20 protein-coding genes and 1 riboswitch are annotated in these 26,166 nt (G+C 66.0%); of the genes, 7 read left to right on the top strand and 13 right to left on the bottom strand.

Going from position 1 to position 26,166, the window contains the following annotated elements:
* Window positions 1–183: 183 nt before the first annotated feature.
* On the top strand, window positions 184–2,550 hold the full coding sequence (locus AC1D09_RS16480; protein WP_477664218.1) for an ATP-binding protein: 2,367 nt from the start codon (window positions 184–186) through the stop codon (window positions 2,548–2,550).
* A 30-nt stretch (window positions 2,551–2,580) separates the two neighbouring features.
* On the opposite strand, the gene AC1D09_RS16475 is transcribed toward AC1D09_RS16480, so the two are convergent.
* The 7 genes from AC1D09_RS16475 to AC1D09_RS16445 form a co-directional block, all read right to left on the bottom strand.
* On the bottom strand, window positions 2,581–3,414 hold the full coding sequence (locus AC1D09_RS16475; RefSeq protein WP_477664217.1) for a class II glutamine amidotransferase: 834 nt from the start codon (window positions 3,412–3,414) through the stop codon (window positions 2,581–2,583).
* Window positions 3,415–3,424: 10 nt separating this feature from the next.
* Window positions 3,425–4,168, bottom strand: a complete 744-nt coding sequence (locus tag AC1D09_RS16470) for an amino acid ABC transporter ATP-binding protein (RefSeq protein ID WP_074578347.1) — start codon at window positions 4,166–4,168, stop codon at window positions 3,425–3,427.
* A 14-nt stretch (window positions 4,169–4,182) separates the two neighbouring features.
* Window positions 4,183–5,286 carry an amino acid ABC transporter permease gene (locus tag AC1D09_RS16465; protein ID WP_477664216.1) on the bottom strand — a complete coding sequence of 368 codons (1,104 nt, stop codon included), beginning with the start codon at window positions 5,284–5,286 and terminating at the stop codon, window positions 4,183–4,185.
* 3 nt (window positions 5,287–5,289) lie between these two features.
* Window positions 5,290–6,492, bottom strand: a complete 1,203-nt coding sequence (locus AC1D09_RS16460; RefSeq protein ID WP_477664215.1) for an amino acid ABC transporter permease — start codon at window positions 6,490–6,492, stop codon at window positions 5,290–5,292.
* Between the two features lie 96 nt (window positions 6,493–6,588).
* Complete coding sequence (locus AC1D09_RS16455) at window positions 6,589–7,563, bottom strand: amino acid ABC transporter substrate-binding protein (protein WP_477664223.1); 975 nt, start codon at window positions 7,561–7,563, stop codon at window positions 6,589–6,591.
* A 387-nt stretch (window positions 7,564–7,950) separates the two neighbouring features.
* A complete protein-coding gene (gene recQ / locus AC1D09_RS16450; protein WP_477664214.1) occupies window positions 7,951–9,834 on the bottom strand; it encodes a DNA helicase RecQ in 1,884 nt (627 codons plus the stop codon).
* 60 nt (window positions 9,835–9,894) lie between these two features.
* On the bottom strand, window positions 9,895–10,287 hold the full coding sequence (locus AC1D09_RS16445; protein WP_477664213.1) for a rhodanese-like domain-containing protein: 393 nt from the start codon (window positions 10,285–10,287) through the stop codon (window positions 9,895–9,897).
* A gap of 68 nt (window positions 10,288–10,355) precedes the next feature.
* Between AC1D09_RS16445 and AC1D09_RS16440 the strand changes: the two genes are divergently transcribed.
* From AC1D09_RS16440 to AC1D09_RS16415, 6 genes are all read left to right on the top strand, one after another.
* Window positions 10,356–11,402: a homocysteine S-methyltransferase family protein gene (locus tag AC1D09_RS16440; protein WP_477664212.1), complete on the top strand. Its 1,047-nt coding sequence runs from the start codon at window positions 10,356–10,358 to the stop codon at window positions 11,400–11,402.
* A gap of 195 nt (window positions 11,403–11,597) precedes the next feature.
* Entirely contained in the window at window positions 11,598–12,575 is a 978-nt protein-coding gene (locus AC1D09_RS16435) for a Bug family tripartite tricarboxylate transporter substrate binding protein (RefSeq protein WP_477664211.1), read from the top strand.
* A gap of 71 nt (window positions 12,576–12,646) precedes the next feature.
* Window positions 12,647–12,738, top strand: a riboswitch (S-adenosyl-L-homocysteine riboswitch).
* Window positions 12,739–12,753: 15 nt separating this feature from the next.
* Window positions 12,754–15,507, top strand: coding sequence for a methionine synthase (gene metH / locus AC1D09_RS16430; RefSeq protein WP_477664210.1), 2,754 nt, complete (start codon window positions 12,754–12,756; stop codon window positions 15,505–15,507).
* A gap of 184 nt (window positions 15,508–15,691) precedes the next feature.
* Window positions 15,692–16,504, top strand: coding sequence for a glycine zipper 2TM domain-containing protein (locus tag AC1D09_RS16425; protein ID WP_477664209.1), 813 nt, complete (start codon window positions 15,692–15,694; stop codon window positions 16,502–16,504).
* Window positions 16,505–16,610: 106 nt separating this feature from the next.
* Window positions 16,611–17,828 carry a M23 family metallopeptidase gene (locus AC1D09_RS16420; protein WP_477664208.1) on the top strand — a complete coding sequence of 406 codons (1,218 nt, stop codon included), beginning with the start codon at window positions 16,611–16,613 and terminating at the stop codon, window positions 17,826–17,828.
* 58 nt (window positions 17,829–17,886) lie between these two features.
* Window positions 17,887–19,215 (top strand): HdeD family acid-resistance protein, encoded by a 1,329-nt coding sequence (locus tag AC1D09_RS16415; protein WP_477664207.1) that lies wholly within the window; start codon window positions 17,887–17,889, stop codon window positions 19,213–19,215.
* A 78-nt stretch (window positions 19,216–19,293) separates the two neighbouring features.
* Here AC1D09_RS16415 and AC1D09_RS16410 read toward each other — a convergent pair whose 3' ends face one another.
* The 6 genes from AC1D09_RS16410 to AC1D09_RS16385 all read right to left on the bottom strand — a co-directional run bounded on the left by AC1D09_RS16410 (window position 19,294) and on the right by AC1D09_RS16385 (window position 25,926).
* The gene (locus AC1D09_RS16410) at window positions 19,294–20,460 is read right to left on the bottom strand and encodes an ATP-grasp domain-containing protein (RefSeq protein WP_477664206.1); all 1,167 of its coding nucleotides are present in this window, start codon (window positions 20,458–20,460) and stop codon (window positions 19,294–19,296) included.
* A gap of 121 nt (window positions 20,461–20,581) precedes the next feature.
* On the bottom strand, window positions 20,582–21,715 hold the full coding sequence (locus AC1D09_RS16405) for a sterol desaturase family protein (protein WP_477664205.1): 1,134 nt from the start codon (window positions 21,713–21,715) through the stop codon (window positions 20,582–20,584).
* 87 nt (window positions 21,716–21,802) lie between these two features.
* On the bottom strand, window positions 21,803–23,110 hold the full coding sequence (locus AC1D09_RS16400) for a F390 synthetase-related protein (protein WP_477664204.1): 1,308 nt from the start codon (window positions 23,108–23,110) through the stop codon (window positions 21,803–21,805).
* Window positions 23,107–23,940: an MBL fold metallo-hydrolase gene (locus tag AC1D09_RS16395; RefSeq protein ID WP_477664203.1), complete on the bottom strand. Its 834-nt coding sequence runs from the start codon at window positions 23,938–23,940 to the stop codon at window positions 23,107–23,109. The genes AC1D09_RS16400 and AC1D09_RS16395 overlap by 4 nt, the downstream gene beginning before the upstream one ends.
* Entirely contained in the window at window positions 23,933–24,946 is a 1,014-nt protein-coding gene (locus AC1D09_RS16390) for an NAD-dependent epimerase/dehydratase family protein (protein ID WP_477664202.1), read from the bottom strand. Before AC1D09_RS16390 ends, AC1D09_RS16395 begins: the two co-directional genes overlap by 8 nt.
* Window positions 24,943–25,926 carry a 3-oxoacyl-[acyl-carrier-protein] synthase III C-terminal domain-containing protein gene (locus AC1D09_RS16385; protein WP_477664201.1) on the bottom strand — a complete coding sequence of 328 codons (984 nt, stop codon included), beginning with the start codon at window positions 25,924–25,926 and terminating at the stop codon, window positions 24,943–24,945. The genes AC1D09_RS16390 and AC1D09_RS16385 overlap by 4 nt, the downstream gene beginning before the upstream one ends.
* Window positions 25,927–26,166: the final 240 nt, after the last annotated feature.

Raw genomic sequence — 26,166 nt, 5'->3', positions numbered from 1 at the left:
GGGTTCAAGTAGCGTCTTCCATGATGCTTCAAGCTGCGTTATGGTGGAGTCTCGTTGAACCCCGTGGCGCCAAGGCGCTCATAGCCAGGGTGGTGCATCCAGTCAAACAGGCAAGGTCCAGAGGCATGTCAACCAGCGGTGTAGTTGCATTCGGTGCATTAGATGCGATTGGGAGGTTTGTCCATGAGCAAGCGTTCCGTTAGCGAGCAGCAGCAGTGGCTGCTGTCCCCCGGGCTGAAGGAAGCGCCGGTGCTGGACCTGATGTGTTCGCATTTCGTGCTGACGCTGGCGGCCCGCCAGGGCGCCAAGTTCAACGTCAGGCGCGACCTCAACAGCCTGCTCTCGCTGTCCGGCCGGCACCTGGTCTGGCCGCTGCCCGCGCTGCAGCGCCTGCGTGAATTCCTGGTCCGCCGCTGCAAGGACAACGAATTCTGGCGCGGCCACGAAAGCCTGAGCGACGCCGAGTTCATGGCGCGCCACGGCGCCTGGCGCGGCCCCTACGAAGAGGGCACGCTGTTTTTCTACCTCGACGAACACGCCAAGGACCAGCCCAGGGATTTGCTCTCGGTGCTGGCCGCCACCGGCGACTGGCTCACGCACGCGCTCAAGAAACAATCCACCCTGGTCGAAAAAAACATCGACGCGCTGGCCAACCTGCTGCAGCTCAACCGTGCCGAACGCGCGCTGCTGCTCTACGGCACGCTCGCGCGCTACCAGCGCGACCTGCGCTCCCTGCTGGTGGAGTTCAAGGTCAACAACGCGCCTGAAGCCTATGCCGCCATCGCCGACGTGGCCGGCGTCAAGGCACCCGAAGTCGCCGAAGCCCTGCGCGCCGGTTCGCGCCTGGAGCGCATAGGCATGGTCGAGAACCTGATCTCCGAGCACAACATCACCGACCTGGCCGACCTCATGAAGGTCAGCGAAAAACTGCCGCCCGTGCTGATGCGCGAGTACCGCGACCAGAACGAACTCATGGCCGTCTTCACCCGGCCCGCCGCGCACAGCAGCCTGGGCCTGGCCGATTTCGCCTTTGTGCAGGAAGACGCGCAAGTGCTGGTGTCCCTGCTGCGAAATGCCGTGGCCACCAAGGAGCAGGGCGTCAACGTGCTGCTTTACGGCCCGCCCGGCACCGGCAAGACCGAACTCGCCAAGGTCGTGTCGCAGGCGGCCGGGCTGGACCTCTTCGAGGTCGAATACGCCGACCGCGACGGCAACTCGCTGAGCGGGCGCGACCGCTACCGCTCGCTGCAGATCGCGCAGGTCTTCCTCAAGGGCAGCACACATTCGGCCTTGCTCTTCGATGAAGTCGAAGACGTGTTCCCGCCCATCTCCAGCGAAGCCGCGCAGCTCATGGCGCGCTCCGAACAGCTGCCGGTGCCGGCCAGCGGCTCGGTCAGCGGCAAGGCCTGGGTCAACCAGATCCTGGAGTCCAACACAGTGCCCACGCTGTGGGTCACCAACCGCATCGAGCAGATAGACCCGGCCTTCCGCCGCCGCTTCGCCTACCACCTGGAGCTGCGCTCGCCGCCGCCCGGCGCGCGCGAGGGCGTGGTGCGCAAGACGCTGGAAGGCGTGCAGGTCAGCGACGCTTTTGTGGCCAAGCTCACCGCGCGCAAGGGCCTCACGCCCGCGCAGATACGCACGGCGGTTCGTTTTGCCCGCCTGGCCAGCGCGCCCGAGGAAAAAATGGACGCGCAGGTCGATGGCCAGGCCATGCAGGCCGCCCTGGCCGGCGGCCGGCCGCTGCTGATGGAGTCGCTGATCGAGCGGCAGCTCAAGAACGCCGACGTGGCCCTGGGCAACAAATCGGAGGCGGCGGGGCGGCGCAGCGTCACCACTTATGACCTGTCCATGCTCCATGTCGAGTCGCGCTTTGAAGTGTCGCGCATCGTCGAGGCCCTCAAAAGCCGCGGCCATGGCAGCCTGTGTTTTTACGGCCCGCCCGGCACCGGCAAGACCGCGCTGGCCGAACACATCGCCAGGGCGCTGGACCTGCCCCTCATCATCAAGCAGGCCAGCGACCTCATGAGCAAGTACGTCGGCGAGACCGAGCAGAACATGGCCGCCATGTTCCGCGAGGCCGAGTCCGAAAAAGCCGTGCTGCTGCTCGATGAGGCCGACAGCTTTTTGCAGGACAGGCGCGGCGCCCAGCGCACCTACGAGGTGACCGAGGTCAATGAAATGCTGCAGGGCATGGAACGCCACGCCGGCATCTTCATTTGCACCACCAACCTGTTCAATAGCCTGGACCAGGCGGCGCTGCGCCGCTTCACTTTCAAGATCAGGTTCATGCCACTGACGCGCGAGCAGCGCGAAACCATGTTTGTGGTCGAGGCGCTGGCCGGTGACGCAACCCTGCTGGCCGGCGAGCTGCGCGAGCGCCTGGGCAAACTCACCCAGCTGTGCCCCGGCGATTTCGCGGCGGTCAAGCGCCAGGTGGATATCCTCGCGGCCGAGTTTTCCGCAGAGGAGTTTCTCGCGCAGCTGGAAGCCGAACATCGCATCAAACCCGAGGTGCGTGAAGGCCGCAGCATGGGTTTCCTGCAGTAAGGCCCGCCGGGTGGCGGCTGTTGCTTGAGACTAGACGCAGGCCAGGCTGGCCTCGTATTTCTTCCGTATGGCCTCGCTGACCTCCAGCTGCGCCTGCCGCACGATGCGGCCTTCTTGCATCCACAGAAGCTGGCCCGGCTGCATCTGCTGCCAGTTTTCGTTGTGCGTCAGCGGCTGGGTGGCGACCACGCAGAGCCGGTCTTCCGGGTCGTTGGTCTGCGCAAAGTCCATGCTGAGGTCGGCATCCACCAGGCTGGCATTGGAAAAAGGCCATTCGCGCACCAGGTACCACAGCCGGGTTGAGCAGTGCGCGAAAAGCGACTGGCCGTTGGACAGCAGGTAGTTGAAGACCCCGAACTCGGCCGTGCGCTCGCTCATGGCGCACAGCGTGTCGAACACGACGTCGGCCGAGCAGGGTTCGCGCGGGCTGATGCGTTTGAGTTCTTCCATCAGCGCACAGAAAGCCCGCTCGCTGTCGGTGGTGCCCACGGGCTGGTAGTTGCCGGCGGACTCCGGCTGGTAGTCGATCAGGTCGCCGTTGTGAGCGAACAGCCAGTGCCGGCCCCAGAGTTCGCGCGTGAAGGGATGGCAGTTTTCCAGCCGCATCGGGTCGCCCTGCGTGGCCTTGCGGATGTGCGAAACCACGTTGCGCGACTTGATGGCGTAGTGCTTGAGCATCTCGGCCACCGGCGAGGTCGCCGCCGGCTGGGCGTCGACGAACAGGCGGCAGGCCTTGTCTTCAAAGAACCCGATGCCGAAACCATCCGCATGGTGGTCGGTCAGGCCGCCGCGCGCGGCGAAACCGGTCAGCGAGAACCTGAGGTCCGCCGGCTTGGCCGAATTCATTCCCAGTAATTGGCACATGGGCGCTAGTTTAATGCCCCAGAATTTTGGACAGGAAATCCTTGGCCCGGTCGGTCTGCGGATGGTTGAAGAACTCGGTGGGCGTGTTCTCTTCGACGATCTGGCCCTGGTCCATGAAGATCACGCGGTCGGCCACCGCTTTGGCAAAGCCCATTTCGTGCGTCACGCACAGCATGGTCATGCCCTGGTTGGCCAGCTCCATCATCACGTCCAGCACTTCCTTGATCATTTCCGGGTCCAGCGCCGAGGTCGGCTCGTCGAACAGCATGATCTTGGGCGTCAGGCACAGCGCCCGGGCAATCGCCACGCGCTGCTGCTGGCCGCCCGAGAGCTGCAGCGGGTATTTCTGCGCCTGCTCGGCGATGCGCACGCGTTCGAGCTGGTGCATGGCGCGCTCTATCGCGTCCTTTTTGGACAGGCCCGCCACCCAGGTCGGTGAGAGCGTGAGGTTCTCGAGCACCGTCAGGTGGGGAAACAGGTTGAACTGCTGGAACACCATGCCGACCTGTCGGCGCACCGCGTCAATCGCCTTGATGTCGTCGCCCAGCAGCGAGCCCGCGACGGTGAGCTTGCCTTCCTGGTAGTCCTCCAGCGCGTTGATGCAGCGGATCATGGTGGATTTGCCCGAGCCCGAAGGCCCGCAGATCACCAGGCGCTCGCCCGGCCTGACTTCCAGGTCGATGTCGCGCAACACGTGGAAGTTGTTGCCGTACCATTTGTTGACCTTGTCGAAGTGGATGGTGGGTTCACTCATTTTTTTGTTCCTGTTCAACGGGCTTTGCCCACGGCGAGCCGGCGTTCAATCCACAGGCTGTAGCGCGACATCGCGAAGCAGCAGGTGAAATAAATCGCGGCGATGAAGATATAGGCCTCGATCTTGAAGGGCCGCCAGTTCGGGTCCGAGCCCACGGCCAGCGACAGCGCGCCGGTGAGCTCGTACAGCGACACGATGGTCACCAGCGAGGTGTCCTTGAAGAGCGAGATGAAGTTGTTCATGATGCTGGGCACCACCGTGCCCAGGGCCTGCGGCAGCACGATCTTGACCTGCGTCTGCCAGTAGCCCAGGCCCAGGCTGGCCGCCGCCTCGGTCTGGCCCTTGGAAAGCGACTGCAGGCCGCCGCGCACGATCTCGGCCATATAGGCCGCCGCGAACAGCGTGATGCCGACGATGACGCGCACCAGCACGTCGGGCGACTGGCCTATGGGCATGAACAGCGGGAACATGAAGCTGGCCATGAACAGCACCGAGATCAGCGGCACGCCGCGTATCAGCTCCACATAAATAACGCACAGCGTGCGTATGGCCGGCATGTTGGCGCGGCGGCCCAGCGCCACCATCACGGCGATGGGGAAGGCGATCGTCATGGAGATCACCGTGAGCATCACCGTCAGCGGCAGTCCGCCCCACTGGTCGGTCGTCACCTTGGCCAGACCCAGGACGCCGCCGCTCATCAGCGTGAAGAAGGCGGCCAGCACCACCACCCACAGCAGTGCCAGCCAGGGCTTCCAGAACCAGCGTATGCAGCTGGCGACCACCAGGCTTAGCAGCAGCAGGGTCGCGAGTTCGGCGCGCCAGTGCTCGGGCTGCGGATAGCGGCCCAGCAGGATGATGCGGCCTTTTTCGCGGATCACGCCCCAGCAGGCGCCCACGCCGCGCGCGGCCTGGCAGGCGTCCGGCTCCGCCGCCGTGACGGCATGGATGATGCCCCACTGCGCGATGCCTGAAGCGGCCCACAGCAGCAGCGCCAGCACGAGGAGGGACACCAGCGAATTGCCGACGCTGGAAAACAGGTTGCTCCGCAGCCAGGGCACAAAGCCCTCCATCTTGATGGGGGCGGGGCGGGCTGCGATTGGCACAAAAGTCTTGCTCATCGTTCAGCGCTCCTTGATGGCGGCACGGCTGTTGAACCAGTTCATCAGGCCGGACGTCGCCAGCGAGGTGCTCAGGTAGATCAGCATGATGATGGCGATGCACTCCACGGCCCGGCCGGTCTGGTTCAGCGAGGTGTTGGCGATGGAAACCAGGTCGGGGTAACCCACGGCCACGGCCAGCGAGGAGTTCTTGGTGAGGTTGAGGTACTGGTTGGTCAGCGGCGGGATGATGACCCGCAGCGCCTGCGGCAGCACCACCAGCCGCATCGAGTGGCCGCGCGACAGGCCCAGCGAGGCACTGGCCTCATGCTGGCCCAGCGACACCGAGGCGATGCCGGCGCGCACCACCTCGGCCACAAAGGCGGAGGTGTAAAGCACCAGGCCCAGCAGCACCGCGAGGTATTCGGGCGACAGCGCGCCGCCGCCTTCGACCTGCGATTCGGTCAGCAGCGGCATATTCCATTCGTTGGGTGCACCGCCCGCGAGCCAGCCAAGCACCGCACCGCCCCCGATCAGCGCCAGCGACACCCACAGCACCGGCCGTGGCTTGCCGGTCAGGTCGAAGTGCCGGCGCGCGCTACGCGCATACAGCACGCTGGCCACCACGCCCACCAGCGCCCCGACGAGCGCCAGCGTCTGGCCCAGGCCCCACACCGGCGAGGGGTAGGAGATGCCGTTCTTGCTGACGTAAACCCATTTGCCGATGTGCAGGGCCTGGTCGACGGCCGGCAGGTATTCGGTGAACAGCAGGTACCACATCAGCAGCTGCAGCAGCACCGGAATGTTGCGGAAGGTCTCGACGTAGCCGTAGCACAGCGCCCGCACCAGGGCGTTGCGCGAAAAGCGCCCCACGCCCAGCAGAGTGCCCAGGATGGAGGTCAGCACGATGCCGACCACCGCCACGCGCAGTGTGTTGACCAGCCCGACCAGAAAGGCTTTCCAGTAGGGGTCTATGGAGTCGTAGCTGAGCCAGCCTTCGCCGATGTCGAAGCCGGCCGGCTGCATCAGGAAGTCGAAACCGCTCTGGATGCCGCGGGTCTTCATATTGGCCATGGTGTTGCTGACCAGCAGCCAGATCAGGAAGACGATCAGGCTGACGGCCAGCACCTGGTAGACGATGGCGCGCGCCTGCTTGCTGCGCCAGGAAAAAACCTTGCGCCGCAGGGCGGGTGCCGGGCGCGGTGGGATCAGGGAGTGCTCGGACATAAACGGTGTACCCAAAAAAAACGGGCCGCTCGACAACGGAGGGTTGCGAGCGGCCCGCTTGCGTTCAACGCATCGGAATCAGGCGATCAGGGATGATCAGCGCAGCGGCATGGCGTACATCTGGCCGCCCTTGTTCCACTGGTTGTTCTGGCCGCGCGGCAGCGCCAGGGGCGTCTTGGGGCCGACGTTGCGCTCGAAAATCTCGCCGTAGTTGCCGACGGCCTTGACGGCGCGCACCAGCCACTCCTTGTCCAGGCCCAGCAGCTTGCCGGTATCCTCGCCGCTGCCGGTCAGGCGCATGACCACGGGGTCCTTGCTGTCCTTGGTCATGGCGTCGACGTTGGCCTGGGTCACGCCGTACTCTTCGGCTTCGATCAGGCCGTAGACCACCCACTTGACGATGGCGAACCACTCGTCGTCACCGCGGCGCACCATGGGGCCCAGCGGCTCCTTGGAGATCAGTTCGGGCAGGATCAGGTGGTCGGCGGGAACCTTGGCTTCCTTGTTGCGCACCGAGGCGAGACCCGAGGCGTCCGTGGTGTAAGCCTGGCAGCGGCCCGAGAAGTAGGCGGCGTTGACGGCCTCCTGCTTTTCAAACACCACGGGCTTCATGTTCAGGTTGTTGGCCTTGGAGAAGTCGGTCAGGTTTTTCTCGGTCGTGGTGCCCGACTGCACGCAGACGGTGGCGTTCTTCAGCGCCTTGGCGCTCTTGATCTTGCTCTTCACGGGGACCATGAAACCCTGGCCGTCGTAGTAAGTCACGGCGGTCATGTGCAGGCCCAGCGAAGCGTCGCGGGTCAAGGAGAAGGTGGTATTGCGCGCGAGCACGTCGACTTCGCCGGACTGCAGCGCGGTAAAGCGCTGCTGGGCGTTCAGGGGAACCCATTTGACCTTGCTGGCATCGCCCAGCACGCTGGCGGCGATGGCTTTGCAGGTGTCCACGTCAAGGCCGGTCCAGGCGCCGTTGCTGTCGGCGGAGGAAAAGCCCGCCAGGCCGACGTTGACGCCGCAAATCACCTGGCCGCGCGACTTGATGGTGTCCAGTGTCTTGCCGGCGTGGGCGGGTGCCATCGCAGCAAGGGTGAGGCCGGCGGCAGCCAGCGTGGCAAGACCATGTTTTTTGGCGATTTTGATCACGGGATTCTCCAGTCAGTGAAACTTTTGTAGTCCAGCACGATGCGTGCCAGCGCCGAAATGCTAACCCAAGCATTGCGCGCGCCGAGGGGGCGCAAAGGCCTATTCGCTCGGGATAAACCCTTGCGAAAAATGCGTCATGAGCTTAATGATGGGTTGGTATGCCGGCCATGCATGGCGCATGGACACCAACGCGGAACTTCCGGCCTGGCCGCCCCAAAACCGGGCGCGCCGTGCCCCTGGAACAATCCTGTGCGCCAAACCCAGGCGGGCTTTCCGCCGCCAAGGGATAACCCTGATGGAGCGTGACGCGGCTTCTTCTGGTTAGTCAGCCGCCGCGCACACCCGCAGCACCTCGGCGCCGTAGGCCTCGCGCTTTTTCACGCCTATGCCGCTGATGCCGTCCAGCTCGTCCAGGCTTTGCGGCGCCCGCTCGGCGATGGCGCGCAGCGTGGCGTCGTGAAAGATCACAAACGCCGGCAGGTTGTGCTCGCGGGCGACTTCGGCGCGCCAGGCTTTGAGGCGCGCCAGGCGTTCCAGCGCGCCGGCATTGAGGGCGGCCTCGGCCAGGCCCTTGACCGAGGTCTTGGTCACGCGCTTGCCGCGCCCGCCGGCCTTGGCGCCTGCCGCCTGCTCGCGCAGCACCACGCTGACTTCGCCCTTGAGCACCTGGCGCGCGTCCGGCAGCAGCTGCAGGGTGCTGAAGGCTTCGGCGTCCACGCGCACCATGTTGCGCGCGATCAGCTGGCGCAGCACGCCGCGCCACTGCGCCTCGGCCAGGTCCGCGCCTATGCCGAAGGTGCTGAGCTTGTCGTGGCCGTACTGGGCCATCTTGTCGGTCATCTTGCCGCGCAGGATGTCCATGATGTGGCCGGCGCCGAAGCTGATGCCGCTGGCCTGCTGCACGCGGTAGATGCAGCTGAGCATCTTGCGCGCGGCCTCGGTGGCGTCCCAGACGGCCGGCGGGTTCAGGCAGTTGTCGCAGTTGCCGCAAGGCTGGCTGTCCTCGCCGAAATAGCCCAGCAAGCTGACGCGGCGGCAGCGCGTGTCCTCGGCCAGCGTCAGCAGGGCGTCGAGCTTGCCGCGCATCACCTGCTTGAACTCCTCGCTGGCCGCCTCGCTGGTGTCGATCATCCGGCGCTGGTTCACCACGTCCTGCAGGCCGTAGACCATCCAGGCGTCGGCACTCTGGCCGTCGCGGCCGGCGCGGCCGGTCTCCTGGTAATAGCCCTCGATGTTCTTGGGCATGTCCAGGTGGGCGACAAAACGTACGTCGGGTTTGTCTATGCCCATGCCGAAGGCAATCGTCGCCACCATGACAATGCCGTCCTCGCGCAGGAAGCGGTCCTGCCGCTGCTGGCGCAGGGCCGAATCGAGGCCCGCGTGGTAGGCCAGCGCCTTGAGGCCCGCGTCCTGCAGCATGCCGGCGATTTCCTCCACGCGCTTGCGCGACTGGCAATACACGATGCCGGCCTCGCCCTCGTGCTCGGCCTCGATGAAGCGCAGCAGCTGGCGCGTCGGGTCGGTTTTTTCGACGATGGTGTAGCGGATGTTGGGCCGGTCGAAGCTGCTGACGAACTGGCGCGCGTCCTCCAGCTTGAGGCGCTCGATCATGTCCTGGCGCGTCAGCGCGTCGGCCGTGGCCGTCAGCGCGATGCGCGGCACATCGGGAAAGGTCTCGTGCAGCAGGCTCAGCGAGCGGTACTCGGGCCGGAAATCGTGGCCCCACTGGCTCACGCAATGCGCCTCGTCGATGGCGAACAGGCTCAGCAGCCCGCGCTCGTGCAGAGAGGCCAGCAGGCCCTTCATGCGCGGCGTGTTGATGCGTTCGGGCGCGGCGTAAAGCAGCGTCAGCTCGTTGCGCAGCAGCTGCTTTTCAAGCTGGCTGCTTTCGTCGAAGCTTTGCGTGGAATTGAGGAAGGCCGCCGACACGCCGGCCTCGTGCAGCGCCCCGACCTGGTCGTGCATCAGCGCGATCAGCGGTGAGATCACCACGGTCACGCCGTGGCCGGCCTGCTGCCGCACGATGGCCGGTATCTGGTAGCACAGCGACTTGCCGCCGCCCGTGGGCATCAGCACCAGCGCGTCGCCGCCGCGCACCACGTGGTCCACGATGGCCTGCTGCGGGCCCCGGAAGCTGTCGTAGCCGAAGACCTCGGCCAGCACGTGGAGCGGGGTGGAAGGGGAAGAAACGGGGAGGGAGGACAAGGTCGGAATGGAAAATGAAAGCGGATTGCGCGAAGGCCGGGCAAGCCGGGGAAGCGGGGCCTACATCTGCTCCCAGGGCAGGCCGTCAAAGCGCCAACCCGAGAGCGTGGAGCGCTGGAACTGCTCGTCGAGCTCGCCCTCGAAGCCGTGCACCACATGCTGCACGTCGGTGAAGCCGGCCGCCTCCAGCGCCTTGCCCGCGTCCAGCGTGCGTTTGCCGGATCGGCAGATCAGCAGCACCGGCTGCGCCTTGCCGGCCGCCTCGCGCGCCACGGCCTCGGCGAACTTCTGCGCGTCGGGTTGCAGGTCGGGGTACTCGTACCACGGCACATTGACCACGCCCGGCGGGCGGCCCACGTACAGCGACTCGATTTCCATGCGCACGTCCACGAACAGCGCGTCGGGATGCGACTGCAGCCAGGTCCAGGCTTCTTTGGGTTGAAAGTTTTTCATGTTCAGGGCAATACCCCTATTGTCGAGGAAAGTCCGCCGCAAAACGGAGCCCATCTTAAAATCGGGGCATGAAGCCAATCACCTACACCCGCGGGCAGCAGCTGCCGGCCATCCTGGAACAACGCATCGCCATCCTCGACGGCGCCATGGGCACCATGATCCAGCGCTTCAAGCTCAGCGAAGCCCAGTACCGCGGCGAGCGCTTCAAGGACTTCCACAAGGACGTCAAGGGCAACAACGAATTGCTGAGCCTCACACGCCCCGACGTGATCCAGGACATCCATGAAGGCTACCTGGCCGCCGGCGCCGACATGATCGAAACCAACACCTTCGGCGCGACCACGGTGGCCCAGGCCGACTACGACATGGCCGACCTGGCCGTCGAGATGAACTACGAATCGGCCCGCATCGCCCGCGCCGCCTGCGACAAGTTCTCCACGCCCGACAAGCCGCGTTTTGTGGTCGGCGCCCTGGGCCCCACGCCCAAGACGGCCAGCATCAGCCCCGACGTCAACGACCCCGGCGCGCGCAACACCAGCTTTGAGGAGCTGCGCAAGGCCTACTACGAACAGACCGAGGCCCTGGTCAAGGGCGGCAGCGACGTTCTGCTGGTCGAGACCATCTTCGACACGCTCAATGCCAAGGCGGCGCTGTTCGCCATCGACGAGTACTTCGACAACTCCGGCGAGCGCCTGCCCCTGATCATCAGCGGCACCGTGACCGATGCCTCGGGCCGCATCCTGAGCGGGCAGACCGTGACTGCCTTCTGGCACAGCGTGCGCCATGCCGCGCCGCTGGCCATAGGCCTCAATTGCGCGCTGGGCGCCACCCTGATGCGCCCCTACATCCAGGAACTGGCCCGCGTGGCCGGCGACACCTTCATCAGTTGCTACCCGAACGCCGGCCTGCCCAATCCCATGAGCGACACCGGCTTCGACGAGACGCCCGACGTCACCTCGCGCCTGCTGCGCGAGTTCGCCGACGAAGGCTTGGTCAACATCGTGGGCGGCTGCTGCGGCACCACGCCGGACCACATAGGCGCCATCGCGCATGCCGTGGCCCCCGTGGCCGCACGCTCGCGGCAGCGCGGCGCTTTCTACAAAGAAGCCGCCTGAGGGCCACCCCGGTCGCTTCACTGCGTCTCTTTCCGGCCCGGCCGTTACAAAGTATCCAGGCGGTACCTGACCGGGCGCGTCACGTTTAGCGGCTATAGTCAGGCCCGCTTGTCCGGCCTGGCTTTTCACTTTCCGGCGCTGTGTCCCGCAGCCGCCCGCGGCCTGACAACCCATCATCACAAAGGAAACCTGAACGTGCGTTCATTCATCAAGATCGCCGCGGCATTCGCCGTGGCCACCGTCACCCTGGCGGCCCAGGCGCAGCTGGCGCCGCAAAAGCCCGTCACCATCGTCGTTCCCTATCCGGCCGGCGGCCCGCTGGACAACGCCGCGCACATCCTGGCCGACAAGCTGCGCCCCATGCTCAAGACCGAAGTGGTGGTCGACAACCGCCCCGGCTCGGGCGGCAATGTGGGTGCCGCGCTGGTCGCCAAGGCGCCGGCCGACGGCCACACGCTGGTCATGGGCGCGGTCGCCACCCATGCCATCAACCCCTGGCTCTATCCCAACATGCCTTATGACGCGCTGAAGGACTTCACGCCCATCACGCTGGTGGCCCGTGTGCCCAATGTGCTGGTCATGAACGCCGAGACGGCCAAGCGCCTGAACATCAAGGACACCAAGGACCTGATCGCCTATGCGCGCAAGAACCCCGGCCGGTTGAACTATGCCTCGGGCGGCAACGGCAGCGCCGGCCACCTTGCCGGCGAGCTGTTCAAAAGCCTGGCCAAAATCAGCGTGGTGCACCTGCCTTCCAGCGGCTCGGCCCAGGCGCAGGCCAGCCTGCTGTCCGGCCAGACCGACCTGATGTTCGACAACCTGGCCTCGGCCAGCGCCAATATCAAGTCGGGCAAGCTGGTGGCCTTCGGCGTGACCACCATCAACCGCTCCAGCAGCTTCACCGAGATTCCCACCATCAATGACGTGCTGCCCGGTTTCCACATCAGCACCTGGTTCGGCATCTTCGGCCCGGCCAACCTGCCCAAAGCCACGACGGACCAGCTGCAAAAGGCTTTTGCCGCCGCGCTCAACACGCCCGACACGGCCGAAAAGTTCGCGCGCATGAGCGCCACGCCCAGCCCCATGACCTCGGCGGATTTTGCTTATATGGTGATGAAAGAGCATGCCGACTATGGCCGCCTGATCAAGGTGGCCAAAATCAAGCTGGATTGAGCATGCGCCCCATTTCCCGGGGCTTCGCACCGGGAAATGGCGCAACAGGGCTTCAGCGCTTAAAATACCGGCTACCCAAGGAGCGTTGCAGCGGACCTTAGCGTCCGTCAGGCTTGGGTTACAGGTCGCCGGCGGCGGCCTTTTGCAACGACGCTCACCTTAGTCCCAAGGTGAGTCCGTGTCCGAAACTGAAAATTCCGTCTCCGTTCCCCCCATGAAGCTGTCCGGCCTGGAGCCGGTCGACATAGGCGCGGGCACCCTGTTCGTCAACATCGGCGAGCGCACCAACGTCACCGGCTCCAAGGCCTTCGCCCGGATGATTCTGAACGGCGAATACGAACAGGCCCTGGCGGTGGCCCGCCAGCAGGTGGAAAACGGCGCGCAGATCATCGACATCAACATGGACGAGGCCATGCTGGACAGCCAGGCCGCCATGGTGCGCTTCCTGAACCTGATCGCCAGCGAACCCGACATCGCGCGTGTGCCCATCATGATCGACAGTTCCAAATGGAGCGTCATCGAGGCCGGCCTGCGCTGCATCCAGGGCAAGGGCATCGTCAATTCGATTTCCATGAAAGAGGGCCTGGAACCCTTCAAGCAGCAGGCCAAGCTGCTCAAGCGCTACGGCGCGGCGGCCGTGGTGATGGCCTTCGACGAAAAAGGCCAGGCCGATACCTACGAGCGCAAGATCGAAATCTGCGAGCGCGCCTACCGCGTGCTGGTCGACGAACTCGACTTCCCGCCCGAGGACATCATCTTCGACCCCAACATCTTCGCCATTGCCACCGGCATCGAGGAGCACAACAACTACGCGGTCGACTTCATCAACGCCACGCGCTGGATCAAGCAGAACCTGCCCGGCGCCAAGGTTTCGGGCGGCGTGTCCAACGTGTCCTTCAGCTTTCGCGGCAACGACCCGGTGCGCGAAGCCATCCACACCGTATTTCTCTATCACGCGATCCAGGCCGGCATGGACATGGGCATCGTCAACGCCGGCATGGTCGGCGTCTACGACGACCTGGACCCGGTGTTGCGCGAGCGCGTCGAGGACGTGGTGCTTAACCGCACGCCCGTCTACAAACCCGGCGAGCCCGAGCTCACGCCCAGCGAGCGCCTGATCGAAGTGGCCGAAACCGCGAAGAGCGGCGCCAAGGACGACAGCAAGAAAAACGAATGGCGCGCCCTGCCGGTGCGCCAGCGCCTGTCGCATGCGCTGGTCCACGGCATGAACGAGTTCATCACCGAAGACACCGAGGAGATGTACCGCGAAATCCTGGCCGAAGGCGGCCGGCCGCTGCACGTCATCGAAGGCCCGCTGATGGACGGCATGAACGTGGTCGGCGACCTGTTCGGCCAGGGCAAGATGTTCCTGCCCCAGGTGGTCAAGAGCGCCCGCGTGATGAAACAGGCCGTGGCTCACCTGCTGCCCTATATAGAGGCCGAAAAGCTGCAGCTCGAAGCCGCCGGCGGCGACGTCAAGACCAAGGGCAAGATCATCATCGCCACCGTCAAGGGCGACGTGCACGACATCGGCAAGAACATCGTCACGGTGGTCCTGCAGTGCAACAACTTCGAGGTCGTCAACATGGGCGTGATGGTGCCCTGCCACGAGATCCTGGCGCGCGCCAAGGTCGAGGGCGCCGACATCGTCGGGCTGTCCGGCCTGATCACCCCCAGCCTGGAAGAAATGCAGTATGTGGCCGCCGAAATGCAGAAGGACGAGCATTTCCGCATCAAAAAAATCCCGCTGCTGATAGGCGGCGCCACCACCAGCCGGGTGCATACGGCCGTCAAGATCTCGCCGCACTACGAAGGCCCGGTGGTCTATGTGCCCGATGCCTCGCGCAGCGTCAGCGTGGCGCAAAGCCTGCTTTCCGACCAGGCGGCCAAATACATCGACGAGCTCTACGCCGACTACGACAAGGTGCGCACCCAGCACGCCAACAAAAAGCAGGTGCCCATGTGGCCGCTGGCCAAGGCGCGCGCCAATGCCACGCCCATGGACTGGGCCGGCTACACGCCGCCGGTGCCCAAGTTCACAGGCCGGCGCGTGTTCAAGAACTTCGACCTGGCCGAGCTCGCGCACTACATCGACTGGGGCCCCTTCTTCCAGACCTGGGACCTGGCCGGCCCCTTCCCGGCCATCCTGAAAGACGAGGTGGTGGGCACCGAGGCCGTGCGTGTGTACGGCGACGCGCAGCGCATGCTCAAGCGCCTCATCGAAGGCCGCTGGCTCACCGCCAACGGCGTGATGGCGCTGTACCCGGCCAACAGTGTGGGCGACGACATCGAGATCTACACCGACGAGACGCGCAGCGAAGTGGCCATGACCTGGTACGGCCTGCGCCAGCAGACCGAAAAGACCGCGATCGACGGCGTGATGCGGCCCAGCCGCTGCCTCGCCGATTTCGTCGCGCCCAAGGGTGTTTCCGACTACATCGGCGTCTTCGCCGTGACCGCCGGCATAGGCGCCGAGAAGAAGGAAAAATACTTCCTCGACGACCACGACGACTACTCGTCCATCATGCTCAAGGCACTGGCCGACCGCCTGGCCGAGGCTTTCGCTGAAAGCCTGCACCAGCGCGTGCGCAAGGACCTGTGGGGCTATGCGCCGGCCGAATCGCTGGACGGCGAGGCGCTGATCGCCGAAAAATACCAGGGCATACGCCCGGCCCCCGGCTACCCAGCCTGCCCGGACCACAGCGTCAAGAAAGAGATGTTCGAACTGCTCAAGGCCGGCGAGATCGGCATGGCCTTGACCGAAAGCCTGGCCATGACCCCGGCGGCCAGCGTCAGCGGCTTTTACCTGAGCCACCCGCAAAGCACCTATTTCAACGTCGGCAAGATAGGCGACGACCAGCTGCAGGACCTGGCGCAGCGGCGTGGCCTCAAGGCGGACGAATTGCAGCGCCTGCTGGCACCGAATCTCTAGAGCTGCTCAAAAACCCTCCTGGAACAACAACTTCCAGGATGGCCGCCGCCATTCGCGTTTACGGCGACTTTGCCGCAGAATAAGCGGCGTTTACATAAATACACAGCCGCTTGCCAAAGCGTGTTTACTTTCACGGCATGGGAAACGTTGAACAAGCGATCTGATCTCAATAGAGGGAATTGCCATGAACACATCCACTGAAAACCTCCAGCCCGGCCAGCAGGCCTCGTCGGCCAGCAAGCCCTTGTGGGCCGCGGTCGGCATTCTGGGCGTCGCCGTCCTGGCCATGGGCGGCACCATGATTTACCAGATGCGCAACCCGGTCGGCGCCCCCACGCCGCCGGTGGCGCTGGCGACACCGCAGGCAGCGCCGCAAGCGGCCGCCCCCCTGGCTGCGGCCAGCAGCAGCGCCAGCGCCGCGGACGACCTGGCCGAAAAACCGGCCGCAGCCCCCGCCAAACCCGCCCCCGTTCCCGCCAAGAAGGTGGCCAAGCCCACGCCCAAGCCGGCGCCCGCGCCCAGCTACGCCGGTATTTCGCCCGCGCCCGGCCCCACGCCCGCACCGGTGGCCGTGGCCGCGGTCTGCCATGTGTGCGGCGCCGTTGAATCGGTTACGCCCGTTGAACGCTCCACCAAACCCGCCGGTGTCGGCGCGGGTGCTGTCGCCGGTGGCGTGCTGGGCGCCGTGCTCGGCAACCAGATCGGCCATGGCGGCGGCCGCACCGCGGCCACCATCCTGGGCGCGGTCGGCGGCGGTTTTGCCGGCAACGCGATCGAAGGCCATATGCGCAAGGAAACCGTCTACCAGGTCGGCGTGCGCATGGAAGACGGCTCGCAGCGCATGGTGGAAGTGGCGCGCGCCCCCAGCGTGGGCAGCCGCGTGACGGTGGAAGGCAATGTGCTGCGCACCAACGACGGCGCTGTTTACGGTCCCAAGCCGCCGCCCGCGCCCGTGGCCGCGCAGCCGGCGGAGCCCGCCCCTTACTACAGCCGCTGACCCATCCACAGAAAAGCCCCGCAGCAGCCCTGTTGCGGGGCTTTTTTACGTCCGCTCTGCGGGGGGCTTGGCGCTATGATGACCGGCCCATCACAAGGAGGATCGCATGCGGTGCTTTTTCATGCTCCTGCTGGCCTCGCTCATGTTTGCCGGCAGTTTTCAGGCGATGGCGGCCGGGCCCGGGGCGGGCCTGGACCAGCTCGAATTTGCCGGCGCGCGCGACCAGAACACCCCTGTGCTGCTGAGCGCCGCCTCGCGCCCCGTGCCGTTTCTCGGCGCCGACGGGCGCGTGCACATCGACTACGAGCTGCAGGTGATCAATGCGCGCGCCGTGCCCGTCAAGCTGGTGTCGCTGGAAGTGCTGGACGCCGGCTCCGCCAAAGTGCTGGCCAGCGTGTCCGGCGCCGACGTGGCGCGCACTTTCTCGCTGCTGGGCGGCGCCGCTACCGACAGCCTGGACGCGGCCCAGGCCGGCTTCTTCTGGATCGACGTGGTGCTGGAGCCCGGCCAGCCCCTGCCCAAAACGCTGTCGCACCGCGTGGTGACGGCCGGCGCCGAGGTCAAGCTCACGGCCGCCGTCAAACCCGCGAGCGAAGGCACGGTCCAGACCACGCAGACCGGCGCCGCGGTGGCCCTCAGCACCCGGCCCGCGCCGCTGATAGGCCCGCCGCTGGAAGGGACGGGCTGGGTGGCTTTTAACGGCTGCTGCAAGGAAGTCCCGCACCGGCGCGCCGGCATTCCCGTCAACGGCGTGCTGTATGTGAGCCAGCGCTTTGCCATCGACTGGATCAAGCTGGACGCGAACTCGCAGCAAAGCAACGGCGACAGCAACAAGAACGAGAACTGGCCGACCTACGGGCAAAAGGCCATTGCCGTGGCCGACGCCAAGGTGGTGTCCGTGCTCGACGGCCTGCCCGAACGCGTGCCCAATGCCTTGCCGCCCGACACCACCATGCAGAACGTCACCGGCAACCACGTGGTGCTGGACCTGGGCCGCGGCTACTACGCGTTCTACGCCCACCTGCAACCCGGCTCGCTCAAGGTGCGCGTCGGCGACCGCGTCAAGCGCGGCCAGGTGCTGGCGTTGCTCGGCAACTCGGGCAACACCACGGCGCCGCACCTGCATTTCCATGTGTCGGACGGCATGGGCCCGCTGTCGTCCCAGGGCCTGCCTTATGTGATCGACGCTTTTGTCGTCAAGGGGCTGGCCACCGATGCCACGGAGCAGGGCAAGGTGCTCGTCCAGCCGCTGCCCCAGCAGGGCCCGCAGCGAGCGGCCCTGCCCATGGATGCCTATGTGGTGGATTTCCCGGCCTTGAAGTGAAGCCCGGCCGCGCCGGCCGCCTTGGGGCGACGGCGCGTCGGCAAAGCAGAAGAAGAATATGTTCAGACTTGCGTTGATTCTTTTTGGCGGTGATGCGCTGGTCAAGCGCTGGAAAGTTTTCATGGCGGCGGGTGTGCTGACCGCCCTCTTCGGCATGCTGCTTCTCGTTGACCTGGTCGATGGCGTGGCCGACGTGGCCACTTGGGTACTGGGCGCGGTGCTGCTGGCCCAGGGTGTGGTCGATCTGGTGGTGGGCGCCACCCACGCGCGGGAGCGGCGCAGCTTTGAGATGCTGCGCGGCGCGGCCATGGTGGTGTTCGCCTGCCTGGTGCTCGATTTCCCCTGGGACAACTCGATCGCTGCCGGCATCCTGTTCGGTGCCGCCTTCACCTTCAACGGCCTGGTCCGCATCGCCTCCAGCTGGTTGATCCGCTACCCGAGCTGGCGCAAGTCCAACCTGATAGGCTGGGCCTACTTGGTCATGGCGCTGCTGATGCTGACCAACTGGCCGGTGCCCTCGAGCATGAATGTGTCGCTGTGCACGGGCCTGGCGCTGATCGCGGGCGGCCACATCCTGATGCGCGGCGCCTGGCGGCTCAGGCGCCTGCCGCGCGGCTCGCGGCTGGCGGCCGTCGAGCTTTACAGCGGCACCCGGGTGCTGCAACCCGATGCGGCGCCGGCCACGGCCGAGACGCTGGCCGCGAATGCCGCCGCCGGGCACATGATCGTGCATGTCTGGACGGCGGTCGATGCGGTGGACGACGACAAGGACCGCATACGCCTTCCGCTGATCGAGCGCTACATCGCCTCCATGACAAAGAAGGGCCGTGTATCGACAGGCCATATCGCGCTTGAATGCGAGGACGGCCTCTACATCAGCCACCACCCGCGGGTCCGCCTGGCCATCACACAGGCCAACCTGGTAGACCACCTGCGTGCCACCTCCGGCAACGACCATCCCGGTGTCTGGCTGCCCTCCTACGCAGAAGAGGCCGCGGCGACCCGTCCTTCCACGCACAAGCTGCATTTCCGCGTCTACAACCGTCGCTACCTCCAGGCCTTCTGGGACGTGTACCGCCAGGACGACACCTACAACCTCACCCATCGCAACTGCTCCGTCGTGGTCACGCAGGCCGTGGACGCGGCCATGGAAGGTGTTTTCGCGGACAAGCCCTTCTGGCGGACCCTGCTGCGGCTTGCCTTGCATCCCGACGTCTGGATGGCCGGCAGCGCCCGCGTGCGCGCCGAGTCCATGGCCTGGACGCCGGGGCTGGCGCTCGACTACGTGAGCGCGATCCGGCGCATCACGCACCCGCGCCACGACCTGAAGGTGCATCTTTCGCGCTGGTGGAAGACCCGCAAGGCGCGCAGGCTGCGCGTGGACTGAAGGATCAGGCCCTCATGGGGCGGCGGCCTTGAGCGCCCGCCGGTATTGCACCGCCTGCGCGCCCCCGAAGTCGCGCGCTCATACCGCCGTCAGTTCCTCGCCGTCCCACTCTATGTCGCGCGAGGTGGCTTCGCGCAGGGAGTGGCCGCCTTGGATTGCCAGCCGCGCGTACGAACCGGTGTCGACCAGGCCGCCAACCAAGGGCAAAGCGTCGCCATCCCGCATCAGCACGTCGTCGGCCCGGTGCCAGTCGGCGCGCCATTGAGACCAGGTGCCGCTGCTTCTTGCATGCAGCAGCCCGGCGCTGAGCATGAGCGGGGCGATCATGCGCGCGCGCGTGGCGGTGGGCATGGCACACGCCGTCGCCTCGCCGGTCAAAGCGGCGGGCACGGCATCCGCGAAATCAAAAAGGTGCAGGCCACTGATGGCGCGCGGGTTGCATTCGATGACGGAGGGTGTGTCGCCGCCGCCGTCAATCCAGTCGAAAGAGATCTGGCCGGTGAAGCCGATGCGCGCGACCAGGCGGCCGACGAAAGCCTCAATGGCCGGCGAGCTGTGGTGGTCGAAGTAGTAACTCGAACTGCGCCGCAAACGGTAAGCCGGCCGGTACACCGCATGGGCCAGCAAGCGGCCGCGATCCGCAATGCTGTAGGAACACAGCTCAGTCCCGGCGCGATGGTGCTGCACCACCCACTGGCCCTGGGCGGCCAGCGGCGGCGCGTCGTCTGGTATGCCTTGCGGGTAAAGCCGCACGTGCACGCCGAAGCGGGAGAATTCGGGCTTCAGCACGGCGCCGGCGCCGCCTGTCGCACGAACCCAGTCACGGGCCTCGTCCAGCGTGCGCACCACGCCGCTGGGCGGCGGGTTGCCGCCGCAGCTTTGCGCCAATGCCTGGAATTCCCACTTGCTGTGGAGCAGCCGCAGCTTGTCGAAATCATCAACCGCCAGGCGGCATGAGGCCGGCAGGGCGGCGCGGTGGCGGGACAGGTAGAACACTTCTTCGCAGGTCGGCACAACGAGGTCGATGCCCAGGCGCGTGATCGCCTGCCTCAAACCGGCGACAAACCCGCCGGCGTCCGCGCGCGGTGACGCAAGCGCCACCTTGCCGGCCACGGCGCGCGACCAGCTGGACAGCCGGCACGGGATGCTGTCGCCGATATAGGCTGTCCAGCCCTGCTGCGCGAAGCGGCGTGCGTGGTCAAGCGCGACAGGCGCGCGGCCGCTCAGGATAAGAACATTGGGCATGGTGTGGAGTTGCTTTCAGCGGGTGTGGAGCGGGACGCCGAGGCGCGGCTTCGGGGTCTGGAAAAGGCCTGCCGCGATGCGATCAAGGGGCGGGGTCCGTCGTTCGGTTCATGGTGCGTGCTCATGAGGACTCCCGGGCCCGGTGGTTTGATGGCGCGGCAAGCGCCAGCCGCCGCGCGCCGTCCAGGCCGTGCAGCCCCAACAGCAACAGCAAGGCCATGGCCCAGGGATTGCCGAGGCCGCCATGCAGGGCAAACAGCGCGGGCATGCCCAGCGTGACCAGCACCCAGGCGGCCAGGCCCCATCGCTTGTCGTCAGACATGCCGCCGATGGCCAGGGTGCCGAAAAAGAGGCCGGAAAAAAGCGCGACGCGCGGCACCACCGCCCAGGCCAGTGCGTGGTTGACGTAGTAGATGGTCGCGCCGAACAGCAGCACGCCGGCCAGGCCGATGTATGGCCCGGGCAGCGAAAGGCTCGCGCGGTGCGCCAGCCTGGGAAAGCGCGCGCGCAGCCAGAGAAAAGCACCGGCGTTGCTGGCCCACAGCGGGTTGTGGCTGGGTGCGCCGCCGGCGCCGGCGGTCACGCCGTAGTGCATCGGAATGTCGTCGCGCTCCGCCTGGTAGCTGCCGAAAATTTTGTCCCACACCAGGAAGGTGCCCCCGAAGTTGCGGTCGATGTAGGCGGGATCGGTGCCGTGGTGCACCCGGTGGTTGGACGGCGTCACCAGAATGCGGTCAAGAAAACCCGATTTGCCGACCAGCGCGTTATGGTTGTAGACCTGCACACCGTAATGAACGGAGGAAACCCCGACAAAAATCTCCAGCGGCACGCCGAGCACCGCCAGCCCGGCAATAAAGGGGAAGTTGGTCAGCGACGAATACCAGGAGTTGCGCATGCCCAGGGACAGGCCGAAATGCCGTCCCTGGTGGTGCACCACATGCACCGCCCAGAGCAGCGGCAGCTTGTGGTGCAGGCGGTGCATCCAGTAAAAGCAGAAGTCCCAGGCGATGAAGGCGAACACCCACTGCCAGAGTGCCGGCCACTGGCCGATCCAATGAAAGCTCAAATGCTTGAGCACCATGCCGAAGGCCAGCAATTCGACACCACGAAACACCCACACCAGGATGTGGCCGGAGTTCAGGTTGAAGACGACTTCCTTCCACGGTATGGCCTGGCCGCGCGCAAACTTCAGGATGAACAACTCAGCCAGTATCAAGGCCAGCATGAGGGCGAAGGTCAGCGCGAACACATTCATAGGAAGGGCCCCTTGGCTGTCGCGGCCCGGCCCGACGGCATGCCGCGCGGGCGCGAAAACAGGCGCTTTCCGTGGGTGCCGGTGCATTCACGCATGGCCGCCTCCTTCAAACGCCAGCTTGCGGATGCGGCGGCGTTTCTGCGTCGGGTCGAAAGCCGGCACGTCCCGCGACAGCGTCCACGAAAGCGCCGCGGTGGCGACGCCAAGTTGGGCCAGCGCCGTATCGAGGTGCGCGCGCACGGCTTGCAGGACGGGTTCCGGTAGCCGCGCATGCAGCGCGAGCGACGAAGCGCCCGTCTGCAGCAAACGGTAGTCGGCGTCGGCCGGCAGGGACTGCGCCAGCGCGCGAGACAGGACGTCGGCGAACACGGGCATCGCCTCGCCGCTTGCGCCGGGCAGGTGCAGCATGTCGTCGCAGCGGCCCTCGATGTGGTCGATGGCGCGGGTAGCGCGGCCGCACGCGCACGGTGTGGCGCGCGCGGCGAGCACGTCGCCCAGCCGGTACCGCACGATGGGCTGCGTCATGCGGCTGAAGTCGGTGATGACCGGCACGAAGCGGCGCTGCTCGCTGTCCAGCCATTCGGGCTCGATGTGCACGAACTCTTCGTTGAGATGCAGCACGCCGTGCTCGCAGGTGCTGGCCAGAAACCCTTCAGTGGCCTGGTAGATCTGGTGCACGGGGCCGAAGGCGCGCTCGATCAGCGCCCGGTCCTGCGGCTCCAGCACTTCGGCGACGGAGATGACGCGTTTGGGGCGTATGCACAGCCTGCCCGCGAGGGCCGCGGTGGCCAGTTCGCGCAATACCTGCGCGGGCGCGACGAGGATGGTCGGCCGGTAGGCCTGCAGCGCGGCGGCATGCGTTTCAAAAGGCTGGAACAGATCAAAAAAGCGCAGGCTCAACCAGCGGTTGCGCACGGCGGTGTAGAGATTGCTGTTGGCCCGCAGGAACAGCGCCGCGCGTTCACCGGCCAGCAAGCCGTCGGGCAAGACTTTCGCCAGCAAAATGCCCGCCCAGCGCGCCTTTTCGCGGTCGCTGACCGCGAAGGCCCCACGTTGCGCCGAGGTGCCCGATGACAGGCCGACAGTGATGCCCCCGACGGTGGGCGTGAAATCCCGGCTGCGCTCGGCGGCCTGCGCCTGGGCCATCACATTTTCCAGGGTCAGCCCGGCGGTGTTCATGGCGTTGAAATTCGCCAGCATCGATGCCTTGTCCATGGTCGGCCACCGGTCCAGCGGCAATTGGCCGTACGGTGCGAAATAAGCGCTGCGACGGCAGAGCTTGCGCGTGAACTTGCGAAGCTGCCGCGCCTGGTAATCCTGCAAGGCCGCACGGTCTGCAAACCGCAAACGGCGGGTTTGGCAGTAGGCGAGCAACAACCAGAACAGCCGCGTCATGGCACGGCCTTGCCCGGCGGCAGGTAGTCTTCGGCGCTTTCATGGGTCAGGCGGATGGAAGCGGCGCCGTTGCGATGCAGCGCATGCAGTTTGCGCAGCGTGTCGTAATAGGCCCGCCGTTGGTGCTGGATCAGGAAGGTCAGCTCCGATGGGCCGCGCAGTTGCTGATAACTTTCGGCCGCCCAGCCGGCATCCGAGGCCAGCAGGGTCCAGCCGTCGTCGCCCAGCACAAACGCGCCAAGGTGGCCGGCCGCATGGCCCGGCAGGTCGACAACGAACAGCTCGCCCGTGCCGGTGATGTCGCGGCCGGTCGCAAAAGGCGCCAGTGCGGCCGGCAGTGCGGCCTCTCCGAAGGATTCCACAAGTTCGAGGCGGGTGGCGATGTCGTCCGGCATCAGGGCGGGCACAAAAGCCCGGCGCACCGCCGAAAAAGCCGACAGCCCCTGCACCGACCGCCAGCCGGCGGCCGAGGCCAGCACACGCGCCGAAGGAAAGTCGCGCAGGCCCGCCATGTGGTCCGCGTGAAAGTGCGAAATCACCAGCATGGCGATGTCCGCGGGGACTATGCCCAGTGCCTTCAGCTGGCCCGCCAGCGATTCGTGCGCTTCGAAGTGCACCGGCGTGACCATCGAATACAAGCGGTAGATGCCTTGCGACGTGGCTTCGCGAAAGCGGTCGGCGTAACCCGTGTCCCACAGCACCAGCCCGGCCCGCGTTTCGACCAGGTAGGCGCGAGACGGAAAACACCGGCTGGCAAAGCCGCTGCCCTTGAGCACCATGCACGACGGGTGCGTGCAGTGTCCGACACGAAAGGTGGTGAGCTTAGCCATGGGCGCGCATCCAGTCGGCGGTGCGGTCCAGCGCATCCGCAAGTTTGGTTGTTGGCACATAACCCAGGAGCTGCCGGGCGCGGCTGTTGTCCAGTGTCATGTCGAAAGCCAGCGCGCCGACGCTGTACGCCGTGAGCGTGGGTTCTTTTTGCGTGATGCGCGCCAGCGCTTGCATGCCGCGCGCGGCCGCCGCCATCACCGGGTACGGCACGCTGGCGATGCGAAACGGCCGTTGCAGCCGGTCCGCAAACAAGGCCGTCAGGACGTCCCGCAAAAGCACCGGTTCGTGGTTGGTGATATTGAATACCTCGCCGCTGGGCACCCCCTCGACGGTGGTGGCCAGCCACATCGCCTGCACCACGTTGCCGGTATAGGTCAGGTCCAGCGTGACGCGCCCGCCGCGCGGCAGCGGCAGCCGGCCGTCGCGCTGCCGCAGCACGCGGGCGATGCGCGGCAGCAGCACCTGGTCGTGCGGGCCGAAGATGGCGCGCGGCCGCAGGATGCTGCAGTGCATGTGGGGAAAGGCCCGGACCGCCTCCTGCACGCAGGCTTCGGCTTCGGCCTTGGTGCGTGCGTACGCGTTGACGTAGGCGGCCGGCCGAAAGCTTTCCTTGATGCCCAGCTGGGCGCGGTAGTTGAAGTAAAGCGCGGGCGTGGAGATATGGACAAACCGGGCCACTTCAGCGCGGCCGGCGGCCTGCAGGAGCTGCCGCGTGGCGGTGACGTTGGCGGCGGTGAAGTCGGCCGCCTTGCCCCAGGGCGACGAGAGCGCGGCGCAATGCCAGACCGCGTCGACATGCCGCACCAATGCGGCCAGCCCGGCGGAACTGGTTTGGCCGGCCGCCGCCAGGTCCAGCGGCACGAACTCCGCGCCCATCGCGGACAGCGCTTCACCGGCTGCCAGGTTGCGACCGGTGGCGCGCACCTGGATGCCTTGGCGCAGCAGCGCCTCCACCGCGTTGCGGCCCAGCCCGCCCGTGGCGCCGGTGACAAGCACGCGTTTCATAGGTCCAGCACCAGTCCGCCGACCGAGAGCCCCGCCGCGGTACCGATCAGCAACAGCCGGTCACCCGCTTTGGCCTTGTGAGTGGTGAGCGCTTCATGCAGCGCCGTCGGCAGCGAAGCGGCGACCTGGTTGCCGTGGCTTTCATAAATATTGATGACCCGGGAAGCCGGCAAGCCCAGCTTGCGGGCCGCATGCGCCATGCCGAGGTGGCTGGCCTGGTGCGGCACCACCCAGTCGATGGAAGCCTTGCCGCCGTCGGTTTGCGCCATCAATGCGTCAAGAAACGGCGGCATGACCTTGGCGGCCAGCTTGAAGACGGCACGGCCGTCCATCTGGAACAAAAAATCTTTCGGTATCGTGGCATTGGGCGGGTTGCGCTGCGAGCCGCCGCCGCGAATCTCGCACAAGCGCTTGCCTTCGGGGAAGGTTTCCATGCGGTAGGCCGCGATGCCTTGGGCGCCATCCCCTTTTTCCAGGATGGCGGCTGCCGCACCGTCGCCAAAAATCAGCGAGGCCTCGGGCTCGTCCCAGTCCAGCCCGCGCGAAGGCAGGTCGGATGCGACGATCGCGATCCGCTGGTAGCCGCCGCTGGCGAACAGGCCTGCGGCCACGCGGAGCGCGGCCATAAAACCAAGACAACTCGCGTTGACATCGAAGGCCGGGGTGCCGCGCGGCAGGCCGGCCTTTTCGGCAATAAAGCAGGCGGTGGACGGCAAGGCCTGCTCAGGCACGCCGCAAGCGGAAATCAGCAGATCGATGCTGGATGCCGGCAAGCAAGCCCGCTGCAGCGCATCGGCCAGCGCCGCGGCCCCCAGCTGGCTCTGGCTCTCGCCGTCGGCCGCAAAGTGCCTGACGCGAACGCCGCTTTTGGCCAAAGTGTGGCCGGCAGGCCGGCCGTGTTTCTGGTCCAGGTTTTCAGCCGTGACACGCAGGGATGGCAGCGCTTTGCCGGTGGCAACGAGGCGAACAGGAATCTTCATTCGCACAGGGGCTGCCGTGGGCATCCTGCGGGCGCTTGCGAGGCGCGACCCTGCGATGAGATTTTTGTGGTCAACATAAAGCTTTTGGTGGGACCGGGTTGGACCTCGCAAATCGGAGTTTTGCGGGGCCTTTCCAGGCCGGGTGTAAGGACTTCTTCCTCCAGCTTGCGCCAAGAAAGGTGGCGCAAGCGCATGCACGGTAGCAATGAGTCGGCCTTAATCGACATTAAGTCTGTAGAA

The organism is Polaromonas sp. P1_A2, from assembly GCF_056406895.1.
This window is presented reverse-complemented; position numbering and strand designations above follow the sequence as displayed.

Coding starts and splice junctions, on each gene's coding strand:
- AC1D09_RS16480 (WP_477664218.1), top strand. CDS start 184: ATGAGCAAGCGTTCCGTTAGCGAGCAGCAGCAGTGGCTGCTGTCCCCC.
- AC1D09_RS16475 (WP_477664217.1), bottom strand. CDS start 3,414: ATGTGCCAATTACTGGGAATGAATTCGGCCAAGCCGGCGGACCTCAGG.
- AC1D09_RS16470 (WP_074578347.1), bottom strand. CDS start 4,168: ATGAGTGAACCCACCATCCACTTCGACAAGGTCAACAAATGGTACGGC.
- AC1D09_RS16465 (WP_477664216.1), bottom strand. CDS start 5,286: ATGAGCAAGACTTTTGTGCCAATCGCAGCCCGCCCCGCCCCCATCAAG.
- AC1D09_RS16460 (WP_477664215.1), bottom strand. CDS start 6,492: ATGTCCGAGCACTCCCTGATCCCACCGCGCCCGGCACCCGCCCTGCGG.
- AC1D09_RS16455 (WP_477664223.1), bottom strand. CDS start 7,563: ATGGCACCCGCCCACGCCGGCAAGACACTGGACACCATCAAGTCGCGC.
- AC1D09_RS16445 (WP_477664213.1), bottom strand. CDS start 10,287: ATGAAAAACTTTCAACCCAAAGAAGCCTGGACCTGGCTGCAGTCGCAT.
- AC1D09_RS16440 (WP_477664212.1), top strand. CDS start 10,356: ATGAAGCCAATCACCTACACCCGCGGGCAGCAGCTGCCGGCCATCCTG.
- AC1D09_RS16425 (WP_477664209.1), top strand. CDS start 15,692: ATGAACACATCCACTGAAAACCTCCAGCCCGGCCAGCAGGCCTCGTCG.
- AC1D09_RS16420 (WP_477664208.1), top strand. CDS start 16,611: ATGCGGTGCTTTTTCATGCTCCTGCTGGCCTCGCTCATGTTTGCCGGC.
- AC1D09_RS16415 (WP_477664207.1), top strand. CDS start 17,887: ATGTTCAGACTTGCGTTGATTCTTTTTGGCGGTGATGCGCTGGTCAAG.
- AC1D09_RS16410 (WP_477664206.1), bottom strand. CDS start 20,460: ATGCCCAATGTTCTTATCCTGAGCGGCCGCGCGCCTGTCGCGCTTGAC.
- AC1D09_RS16405 (WP_477664205.1), bottom strand. CDS start 21,715: ATGAATGTGTTCGCGCTGACCTTCGCCCTCATGCTGGCCTTGATACTG.
- AC1D09_RS16400 (WP_477664204.1), bottom strand. CDS start 23,110: ATGACGCGGCTGTTCTGGTTGTTGCTCGCCTACTGCCAAACCCGCCGT.
- AC1D09_RS16395 (WP_477664203.1), bottom strand. CDS start 23,940: ATGGCTAAGCTCACCACCTTTCGTGTCGGACACTGCACGCACCCGTCG.
- AC1D09_RS16390 (WP_477664202.1), bottom strand. CDS start 24,946: ATGAAACGCGTGCTTGTCACCGGCGCCACGGGCGGGCTGGGCCGCAAC.
- AC1D09_RS16385 (WP_477664201.1), bottom strand. CDS start 25,926: ATGAAGATTCCTGTTCGCCTCGTTGCCACCGGCAAAGCGCTGCCATCC.